Origin of the sequence: Pseudomonas sp. DCB_AW, assembly GCF_026240895.1 — a bacterium.
GTDB classification, from domain to species: Bacteria; Pseudomonadota; Gammaproteobacteria; order Pseudomonadales; family Pseudomonadaceae; genus Aquipseudomonas; species Aquipseudomonas kermanshahensis.
Map to the genome: position 1 here is coordinate 1 of NZ_JAPFCE010000191.1, position 435 is coordinate 435.

The 435-nt window shown below is 52.0% G+C and carries 1 rRNA gene; it reads right to left on the reverse strand.

Annotation, left to right across the window (positions count from 1 at the left end):
- Positions 1 to 435, reverse strand: a 23S ribosomal RNA gene (locus OO306_RS28215); the annotation flags it as partial.

Here is a 435-nt window from a genome sequence, read left to right on the forward strand (position 1 = left end):
AAACCACCCCAGTTAAACTGCCCACCTGACACTGTCTCCCGGGTCGATAAGACCCGTAGGTTAGAATTTCAATACATTCAGGGCGGTATCCCACCAGCGCCTCCACCGAAGCTAGCGCTCCGGTTTCAATGGCTCCCGCCTATCCTGTACAAAATGTACCAAAATTCAATATCAGGCTACAGTAAAGCTCCACGGGGTCTTTCCGTCCTGTCGCGGGTAACCTGCATCTTCACAGGTACTATAATTTCACCGAGTCTCTGGTTGAGACAGTGCCCAAATCGTTACACCTTTCGTGCGGGTCGGAACTTACCCGACAAGGAATTTCGCTACCTTAGGACCGTTATAGTTACGGCCGCCGTTTACTGGGGCTTCAGTTCAGAGCTTCGCTTACGCTAACCCCTCTCCTTAACCTTCCAGCACCGGGTTCCTCGTGTT